This is a genomic window from Pseudomonadota bacterium, from assembly GCA_022361155.1.
Lineage (GTDB): Bacteria > Myxococcota_A > Polyangia > Polyangiales > JAKSBK01 > JAKSBK01.
In genome coordinates, this window is sequence record JAKSBK010000216.1 from 1 (window position 1) to 9,189 (window position 9,189).

The 9,189-nt window shown below is 65.3% G+C and carries 7 protein-coding genes; 3 read left to right on the forward strand and 4 right to left on the reverse strand.

All coding sequences use genetic code 11. The annotated features are described in order from the left end of the window. Positions 1-187 precede the first annotated feature (187 nt). Positions 188-1,306, reverse strand: a complete 1,119-nt coding sequence (locus MJD61_08280; protein ID MCG8555273.1) for a TRAP transporter substrate-binding protein — start codon at positions 1,304-1,306, stop codon at positions 188-190. A 306-nt stretch (positions 1,307-1,612) separates the two neighbouring features. Here MJD61_08280 and MJD61_08285 point away from each other — a divergent pair, with 306 nt between their 5' ends. Next, positions 1,613-3,283 (forward strand): M66 family metalloprotease, encoded by a 1,671-nt coding sequence (locus tag MJD61_08285; GenBank protein MCG8555274.1) that lies wholly within the window; start codon positions 1,613-1,615, stop codon positions 3,281-3,283. Between the two features lie 45 nt (positions 3,284-3,328). Here the strand turns inward: MJD61_08285 and MJD61_08290 are convergent, their stop codons facing one another. Beyond that, positions 3,329-4,561: a hypothetical protein gene (locus MJD61_08290; protein ID MCG8555275.1), complete on the reverse strand. Its 1,233-nt coding sequence runs from the start codon at positions 4,559-4,561 to the stop codon at positions 3,329-3,331. 658 nt (positions 4,562-5,219) lie between these two features. On the opposite strand from MJD61_08290, the gene MJD61_08295 reads away from it, so the two are divergent. Beyond that, the gene (locus tag MJD61_08295) at positions 5,220-5,372 is read left to right on the forward strand and encodes a DUF2934 domain-containing protein (GenBank protein MCG8555276.1); all 153 of its coding nucleotides are present in this window, start codon (positions 5,220-5,222) and stop codon (positions 5,370-5,372) included. Between the two features lie 272 nt (positions 5,373-5,644). Further along, positions 5,645-6,913, forward strand: coding sequence for a glycosyltransferase family 4 protein (locus MJD61_08300; GenBank protein ID MCG8555277.1), 1,269 nt, complete (start codon positions 5,645-5,647; stop codon positions 6,911-6,913). Positions 6,914-7,266: 353 nt separating this feature from the next. Here the strand turns inward: MJD61_08300 and MJD61_08305 are convergent, their stop codons facing one another. Both MJD61_08305 and glgP read right to left on the reverse strand, forming a co-directional pair. Beyond that, positions 7,267-8,256, reverse strand: a complete 990-nt coding sequence (locus tag MJD61_08305; GenBank protein ID MCG8555278.1) for a hypothetical protein — start codon at positions 8,254-8,256, stop codon at positions 7,267-7,269. Positions 8,257-8,273: 17 nt separating this feature from the next. Further along, a partial coding sequence (gene glgP / locus MJD61_08310) for an alpha-glucan family phosphorylase (protein MCG8555279.1) occupies positions 8,274-9,189 on the reverse strand: 916 nt, incomplete at its 5' end.

The window sequence follows — 9,189 nt, forward strand, 5'->3', positions numbered from 1 at the left end:
ATGTGGGCGCGCAGATCGGCATCCACAATCCTGCTGGTGAGAAGGTCGGGCGTGTGAGCCATCTCCGCAACAAGGAATTCATCTACCTGGTTGCGACTCCGAGCCTGCAAAAGCGAGTTCCCGATGCCCTCGATCGTTTGAAGGGGCTTGCGCTCAACCTGTAAGCTGCCGGGCCCGGCGCGCTGATTCACCCGGGCTTGAACGCGAACGAGGCGAACGCGAGCTCGGCCGTGGCGAACCACTCGCGCGATTCCATGCGGTACTTGTTCCAGGGCTCGTAGATGCGCCGATAGCTCGGATCCTCGGCTGCGTGGCCCTCCAGCAGATCACGCGCATGCTTCTCGGCCTCGACCATGACCGAGTCGGGGAACGGTTGCACGTTGATCTTGTGCTTGCGCAGGCGCGTGAGGGCGGCAGGGTTTCTGGCATCGTATTGGGCCTGCATGCGCAAGCCTGACACGTGAGCCGCCTCCGAGAACATCGCTTGGTGTTCGCGGGAAAGCGACTCCCAGGCCCTTTTGTTCACGTAGTACGAAAGCGACGGACCGGGCTCCCACCACCCCGGATAGTAGTAGTGCTGCGCCACCTTGAAGAAACCCAGCTTCTCGTCATCGTAGGGACCGATCCATTCGGTGGCATCGATCGCACCCCGCTCCAGCGCCGGATAGATATCTCCGCCTGCCAGGACCTGCACCGTTACGCCCAACCGGCTCATCACATCTCCGCCGAGACCAGGGATGCGCATTTTCAGGCCCTTGAGATCTCCCACCGACTCGACCGGACGCTTGAACCAGCCGCCCATCTGGGCACCCGTGCAGCCCCCGAAGAAGCGGACGAGGTTGAAGTCGGCGAAGAGCGGTGCCAGCGCTTGCTCGCCGCCACCCTCCAGCAGCCAGGCGACCTGCTGGCGTCCCGACAGCCCGTAGGGGACCGCAGTATCGAACGCGAACGCGGGATGCTTGCCCACGTAGTAGTAGCCTGCTGTGTGGCCTACCTGAACGGTGCCTTGCTGAGCCGCATCCATCACCTGCAGCCCGGGCACGATCTCGCCCGCCGGGTAGCAGCGGATCCGGAAGTTGCCACCCGACATCGCTTCCACCTGCCTGGAGAGCGTCTCTGCAGCCCCGTAGATGGTATCGAGCCCGCGCGGAAAGCTCGAAGCCAGACGCCACAGCACCTTCTTGTCCCTCGGGGGCGGGGCAGCCGAAGGCTTCTTGGCGTCGGATTGCTGCTTCCGGCAGGCGGCAAGCGTACCACCCAACGTCGCACCCAGGGCGATTTGCGTAACGAAGTCTCTGCGTTTCATTGGCATTCCATCTGGCAAGCTTCTGCCCGCTGCACGCGAGAAAATCTATAGCCCAAGACGAACACGCAGGGCCAGGGCTCAGGCGAGCAGGATCCACGGGGGGCGATGGATTCCAGGCATGACCAAGCGCAAGGGCAGGGGCACGGGTCCGCCCCCCCGGAACGCAGCTGGCTCGGGGGTACACTTGACCGTTGCGCCAAAACTGTCACATAGTAACAGCGTCTTGCCTGCCGGGTGGGGACCGGTCAGTAGCACTGACCGAGTCCAGGTTGCGTGCACTAAGTCGCCCATGGAAGGACCCCGGTCATGGAACGGAGCAAGATCCCAGGCGTTGGCGGGCCTAACGACGCGGAGCACCACTCGGGCTCGCGCGCGCTGGCGTGGCTCGTTTCCGCCGCCCTGTGCGGCTGCGCGATCGGCTCGGACCCCTCTGCTGACGCGCTTGTAAGGCAGGACGGCCGTACGGGTCGGTCGCACCCAGAGCCCCCGGCTGCTTGGCAATCGGGCGGCTCGTTGCCCGCAGCACCGGGATCCGCGCCTGCGTCGCCCTGGCCGGGGAGCGGATTCGAACCGAGCAAGGCCTGCGACTACCTGGCGACCGATATCAAGCTGAGCTCGATCGCATTTTACCAGACCGTCAAGGTTACAGTGATGCAAGACGGGCAGCCGCCCGCACAGCGAGCTACCGACGTGGTCGCTGGACATAGGGCGACCGTGCGAGCGTTCGTGGAGCCGCTTGCCGGTTGGCGGCCGCGCAACGTGACCGCGCGGCTGACCGCGATCGCGGCCCCAGCAGCGCCGCCCGCCGTCGTCGAGGACACCGTTTCGGTGCAGAGCAAGTCCACCGACGGGGCATGGACTTCGACCTTCAATCTGAAGCTGGACGCTGCACTGGTCACTCCAGACTTGCGCTACAAGCTGGAGCTCTTCGAGAGCGAGCCCTGCCCGGCCCAGCCCCAGGTGGGCAACACCGACCAGGCACGCTGGCCCGTGACGGGTGAGGCTGCGTTGGGCGCGCGCGTCGTTGGAGACTTCAAGGTGGTGCTCGTTCCTTTCCGCTACGACGCCGACGGCTCCGGGCGTGTGCCCAGCCTGCCGCCCGAGCGGGTCGATGACTACCGGCAAGCCATGGAGGCGGAGTTTCCGATCTCGTGGCTCGACCTGAGCGTGCGTGCGCCTGTCGGGACGGACTTGACGCTGACCGCGCAAGGCGGCAACTGGAGCCACGCCCTGGACGACCTGAAGACGCTGCGAGCCAGCGATGGGGTTGCTGACGACGTCTTCTATTACGGTCTGGTCGAGCCCAAGGCCACCGGCCAAGAGTATTGCGCATTTGGCTGCGTGCTTGGTCTCGCGCCGCTGGCGGGGCCGCTCGCAGTGGGCAGCCGAGTCGGGCTTGGCATCGGCTACGGCGGCAAGGCCAGCGTCGAGACCTTCCTGCACGAGATCGGGCACAGCCTTGGACGCAAGCACACGCCTTGCGGGGGCCCGGCACATGCGGATCAAAACTACCCCGTCGCCGGCGGCGGGCTCGATACTTGGGGCCTCGATCTGCGAACCGACACGCTGAAGCCACCGGACAGCGTCTTCGATTTCATGAGCTATTGCGACCCAGCTTGGCCAAGCGCCTATTCCTACCGGGGCTTGATGGAACGCATCTCGTTCATCAACGCGGCGCCGCACTGGTCCCCGGCGCTTCAGCGTCACCGTTATCGGACCATTATCGTCGATCCAGAGGTTCCCATCACGTGGGGTGGCGTCAGCGAGCATGTGGGTTGGCTGCAGGGACCGATGATGGAACAAGCCACGATCCTCGATGCAGACGGCAGCGTCATCACCCACGTCGGGGTAGTACGGCAGCCGATCGGTGATTTGCCGCGCGCCGCATTCGTGCTTGTGCCCGACGCCGAGCCTTCCTGGCACGCGATTCAGCTCGCCGGCCATCCGCCGCTGCGTTTCGACCTGCCAGACCGATAGGACCCGGTTTCGACCGCGATCCTGACCAACGGACGCCATGTGGCGCTATTGCCCGCGCCAAGCCCACACGACCCCGTCGCCGGCGATCAGCACCAGGGCCTGGCCTACGCGCATGGCCAGAGGCAGTCCGTTGCCGCGCTCCGGAGGGTGCTGCGACACGGGCACGCGATGAGCCGCACCCCTGAACGGATCGGTGTCGAGCTGGGCGCGCTGATGGCCTCGGGTGTCAAGCACTACGACGCGGGTATGAAACACGCTTCGCGCGTCGGTTCGAGCAACGTGCAGGAGCAGCGTCTCGGCATCCCAGAAGGTCAGCGCGTAGACCCAATCATCGAACGAAAGCTCGCTCGGATCTTCGTCGCGCTTCAGCACGCGCAGCCGGCTCTTGCCCTGCGCGTGCTCCGCCTCGACCCTCAGTCCCGACGGATGCAGCCGAACCGCTGGGCCTGGCTTCGGCACCTTGATCGTGCTCGCGCTCGTGCCACAGCGTGTGCTCAAGAGCCAAATCTGGGGCTTGTCGCTCTTGTGCAGCAGGCTGCTGCATCCGCTGCGGTGACCGTAAGCGCATCGGAGCGGTTTCACCACCGCCGCGTTGAACGGCAAGGCCCGAGGCGGCCCCGGCAGCATTTGCACGGGAAGGTAGCGTTTGGTCTGCCTGGGCCAACCCGTGATCGAGCCAGGACTGCCGCACAGCATCGTGTCTGGCTCGAAGCCAGGCACCTGCGGCAGCTTGAAGGGCCGCAGCTGCTGCCCTGGCCGTCGAATGTCGGTGGTCAAGAAGATGGGCCGGCGGCTGGCCACGGACCGGCCCCCTGTGGCCGGCACGCCGTGAACGACGAGACGACCGCGACCGTCGCTTGCAGCCCTGTTCAGCCGACCCTTCCAGACTCGCCAGCTAAGCGCCACCTCCGAGCCAACGGACCGCAGCTCCACAAGGCACGATTCGTCGCCGCGGTGGCTGAACAACACCACGCTGTCACCGGTGCGCGTAAGGTCCCGCCCCTCGTTGTCGGGTCCCTCCCAGAAAGGAACCCGCCCAACCCTGTGCGGCCCCGAAAGCGACAGCTTGCCCACGGAGACACTCGATGGCATCACCGGCTTTGGCTCGACCAACGCCTTGGCTGGAGCCTTGGCCGGGGCGGGGGTTGGTTTGATGGGATGCACCGTGTGGTAGCAGCCCAGGGTCGGGGTCAGAACGGCCAGTACAACGAGCCACGCCCTTGGCGCTGCAATGTGCGCTCCGGGTGCGCGGCCGATACTCTGGTGTTTCTCACTCACGCTCCGGCTAACGCGTACACGGATTGGCTCCCGTATACAACCGGAGCACGCGCAGCCGTTCACAGCCCGTCACCCGAACCTGCGTATCGGAGCGCGAACCGAACCGGATGCCGGATCCGCGTCACCAGGGCGTCCGCCGGGATCGTAGAAACGCAGCGACGGGGCGGATTAGCGCGACGCGTCGTTTTGGACGCTGCCCGAGCCAGCGTTTCCGATGAGCAAAGCGCCGGAGGAGCGCGGGCGGCAGCCACCGAAGCGTCACTCTTTCGTGTCTCCTCGATGCCAAAATGTGGTCAAGCGGTTTGAATTGGGCAATTCTTCGGGCGGGTCTTTTTCTGTCTTGATTTCCTTTTGGAAGGCGCGCAGGGTCACGGGTATGAACAGGCGATCGAAGATCAGTGGTGGGAGCCGCGACGACGCGACGGGACGTGTCGACGCCCCGCGAAGTGGTTCCAAGACCAAGACGGCCAAGCCGGCTGCCAAAGCTCGTGGAGCCGAAGCGGGCGGGTCCACAAGCACGGGCCGACGGACCAAGTCTCCGGCGCGCTCGAAAGCGCCGCGGAAGCGCGCGGCGAGGCCCCGTTCGCGAACAGCGGCCGCGCCGGCCGTTGCCAGCGCCAGCAGTGCCTCCTCCACTGGACCCGGTGGCAGCTCGCTTTTGGGAAGCCTACCGGTCGCCCCTAGCTACGAGGAGATTGCGCGCCTGGCGTACGAAATCTACGAGGCCGAGGGTCGCCCGAACGGCCAGGCGCTCTCGCACTGGCTGCAAGCGGAGGCCGCTCTTTCGTCCAGGCCACTCGCTCAGGCGTAGGGTCAAGGGACACGCGGCGCATCCTCGTAGTCCGTTCGACCCCGACTGTCGCCCAGAGATCACGCGCTCGACCCGGAAACATCACGTAGAGGCCCTATTTAACCTGCACGGGGAGCTTGCAGCGTGAAGCCCCAGGCACTAGGACACCAGCGTCTTCAGGGGAGCGGGGCCCGGGTCTTTCGACCTCAGGAAACCGAACTGTCGCCTCCGATCTTGCGCCGAGGAGCCCGGCGCCTGCCGACCATCCGAAGCCGATTCAGCCGTGGTGAGCCATGCAGATCCATATTCTGTCGTTTGAGGGTCCCGACGCCTACTCGCGCGCCGGTGGCCTCGCAACCCGTGTCGAGGGGCTGACCAAAGCCCTGGTGGAACAGCGGCACGAGGTGCATTTGTGGTTCGTGGGTGACCCTGATCTACCCGGCCACGAGCGCATGGGGGACCTGTACCTGCATCGCTGGTGCCAATGGATTAGCCAGTACCGCCGTGGCGGCGTCTACGACGGCGAGGACGAAAAGAGCGGCGACTACGCGTCCTCTCTCCCTCCCTTCTTGCTGCAGCGCGTCCTGATGCCGCACGTGCTGCAGGGCGGCCAGGTTCTGGTCATGGCCGAGGAGTGGCAGACCGTCAACGCGCTGTTGCACCTGAGCTGGCTGTTGCGAAGGGCGCGAGTCCACAGCCGGGTCACGATGCTGTGGAACGCCAACAATACGTTTGGATTTGGTCGGATAGACTGGAAAGCCCTGACCGCCGTGGCCTCCATCACGACGGTCAGCCGTTACATGCGCCACAGGATGAGCGCGCGGGGAATCGACGCAGCTGTGATTCCGAACGGTTTGCCACCCGACGCCTACCTGCCACCCCACGCAGCGGGCACGCGCGCACTACGAAGTGCATTCGCGGGTCGCTTGGTGATGACCAAGATGGCCCGCTGGGACCCCGACAAGCGCTGGATCGCATCGGTGCACCTGGCGGGCGAGATGAAAAGGCGTGGCTGGAAGCCGTTGTTGATCGCGAGGGGCGGTCGCGAGGCGCACGGCCACGAGGTGCTGCAGGCTGCGCGGAGTCAAGGCCTGCGCATCGCGGACAGAAAGGCCCCGCCGGGAAGCGGAGTTCGTGGATTGATCGGCTGCCTGAAGAACCTGCAGCGCGCGGACCTCGTGAATCTGGGTTCCCACGTCGATCCGGACAGCCGTCGCGCCCTGTTCAGGGCCTCCGACACGGTGTTGGCCAACTCCAGCCACGAACCCTTCGGTTTGGTAGGCCTGGAGGCCATGGCCGTGGGTGCCATCGCCACCACCGGCTGCTCGGGCGAGGACTACGCGGTGGCGGGCTCCAATGCGATCGTGCTGCACACCAGCGAGCCGGAGGAGTTCATCGCACAGTACACGCGGGTCCGGCATGACCCCGCCCACGCCCGGGCCATGCGGGAACAAGGCAAGCGCACCGCCCGTCAATTCGCCTGGCAGGACGTCGTGCACCGTAACCTCATGCCCTGGGCGAGCCTGGTCAACGCGGTAAGCTCCCGCGCCGAGCCCTCTTAGCTCCTAGTGCCTCGCCACAGGAATCCTGATCGTTTGGCCCCAGCCCTGGCGCCCGCTGGCACTAGATTGCGGTGGCCCGTTACCTCAACCAAGCCATCAAGGGCCATCACCGCTACCTCCGGTGCTGATCAACCCCACACGACTGTAGTCCGGAGATTCAACCAAGGACGCCCCGAGCCGGAAAAAGTGCTGAACTCGAGCCTAGCCACCGAAGTCGATGCGACCGAAAAGGCCGCCTGCGACAACGATGTCGCCGGCACTGTCCACCGCAACGTCGTGGATGCCTTGCTGGACTCCCCCCGGATCTACGGCGAATGCGCCATGAAAGTGCGCCTCCGGTCGCTCTGCGCTGTTCAGCTCCGGCAGAACGCCAGCCTGGAGGCTCCGTTCCGGGCTGAGGCGCAGGCGTGCGCAACTTGGACTTGACGACTGAAGATGGGTGCTTTGCGCCTCACATCGTCCATCGCCGCACGTAGTCGGGGTTGAAGCTCCGGGACGCCTGCAATGTACAGATCGGCATAGAGCACGCCGCGCTCTTCCACGTCGCGCGTGTCCAGGCCCCTGGCCCGCACCTTGGTGAGCACGTTCTGTTGCTCGCTTTCGTCGGCAAAACCGCGCTGCGGCAAGCGCACATCGCCGACGTGCTCGAAGGCGTAACCGGCCGCCTCGAAGGCCTGCCCCACTTCGCAGGGGTCGAACATGCGCAACACGGTCATTACCGCCATCGACCCGCAGCCACCGGGGTGGTTGGTGCCCAGGTGCGCAAGGATCCGGTCAAACGTGGCTCTGCCCACGTAGCCGATGGCGCCGGTGCAAATCAGCAGGTTGCAGCCAGCGAGCCAAGCCTGTTCGTGGCCACTGGGATCTTCGCATTCGAGGTCGCGGCTGATGCCAGCGTCCAACAGTCCGGCGTCCAGCCCGAAGCGGATAGCGTTGCCCGACGCATCCAGGCCAACCACCCGCATGTCGAGGGCTGGCGCAACCACGTTCAACCACGTGCGCGTGGCCGCTGTGCACTCATGGTAGCCCGTGGGAGCACGCGAGTCGAAGAAGGAAACGAGCTCCTCGAAGGAGCAGCCATAGCGCACAAATGCCGAGCCGACGCCGTAGGAGCATCCGACGTCCAGCATCTGCACCGGCCAGGCGGGCGCGGCGCGCGCAATCAACTGGGCGGCAGCGATGCAGTAGGGGCGCGCTTGCTCTCCAATCTGGTAGCCCAGGCGCCGCATTTCGCTGAAGTATGCATGAGGCGTGGACCGCCTATAGATGTCCTCGAAGGCAGCCTTGGCACGATTCGTTTCCAAGTACTGTCCGGGCCGCTTCTGGAAAAGTCTGGTAGTCATGGGCTCAACGCGTGGTACTAGTCGAGGATTTCCGCGGTACTGGTCTTGGACGCATGGACGTACAGCCTGCGCGCGTAGTCCATGACCATGCGGTCCGCGTTGTAGCGCCAGGCAAGGGTCTTGAGCGCCCGTTTCACACGCATCAGCCAAGCCATCGGAAGCTCGGCGTGGTTGCGATCGTAGTACATGGGCACGACCTGCCCCTCGAGCGTTGCCAGCAACGCGGCCGCATCCGCACGGTCCTGATCGGCCGGGTCGGCGCAAACCTGGCCATCACCGATCACAAAGCCATTTTCGCCGTCGCAGGCCTCATCCCACCAGCCGTCGAGCGTGGAGCAATTGAGCGTGGCGTTGAACACGGCCTTCATGCCGCTGGTGCCGCAAGCCTCCAGCGGCCTGCGGGGCATATTGAGCCACAGGTCGCAGCCCTCCAGCAGATGCCGGCTGACGTTCATATCGTAGTTCTCGACGACGACCACGTGATCCCGCAGCTCGGCAAGCCTGCTCAACTCGCACAGTCTCCTTAGGAGCGCCTTGCCGGGCCCGTCGGCCGGATGGGCCTTGCCCGCGAAGATGAACTGCAGCGGCCGCTCCGGGTCGGTGATCAGGGCCTTGGCCCGGTCCAAGTCCTCGAACATCAACATGGCACGCTTGTAGGTGGCGAAGCGCCGGGCCACGCCGATCGTGAGCCGGTCGGATCGCAGCCTGGGCCGCGGATCGTCCACTCCCAGCCGTTCCCGGCGCCGCTGATGCCTGCGCGCGACGAAGTCGAGGAGGCGCCTCTTCAACGCGACCTTGATAGTCCAAAGCTCGCTCTCGTCCATGTGCTCGATGTGGCGCCAGGTATCCGGGCGGCACAGATGCGTGCGCCAGCCGGCACCCAGGCAATCGCTGTATAGCTGAGCAATCTCGTTGGCCAACCATGTGTCGACG

Bases quoted from the DNA above. Each gene is read 5' to 3' on its own strand.
- MJD61_08280 (MCG8555273.1), bottom strand. From the start codon at position 1,306: ATGAAACGCAGAGACTTCGTTACGCAAATCGCCCTGGGTGCGACGTTG.
- MJD61_08285 (MCG8555274.1), top strand. From the start codon at position 1,613: ATGGAACGGAGCAAGATCCCAGGCGTTGGCGGGCCTAACGACGCGGAG.
- MJD61_08300 (MCG8555277.1), top strand. From the start codon at position 5,645: ATGCAGATCCATATTCTGTCGTTTGAGGGTCCCGACGCCTACTCGCGC.
- MJD61_08305 (MCG8555278.1), bottom strand. From the start codon at position 8,256: ATGACTACCAGACTTTTCCAGAAGCGGCCCGGACAGTACTTGGAAACG.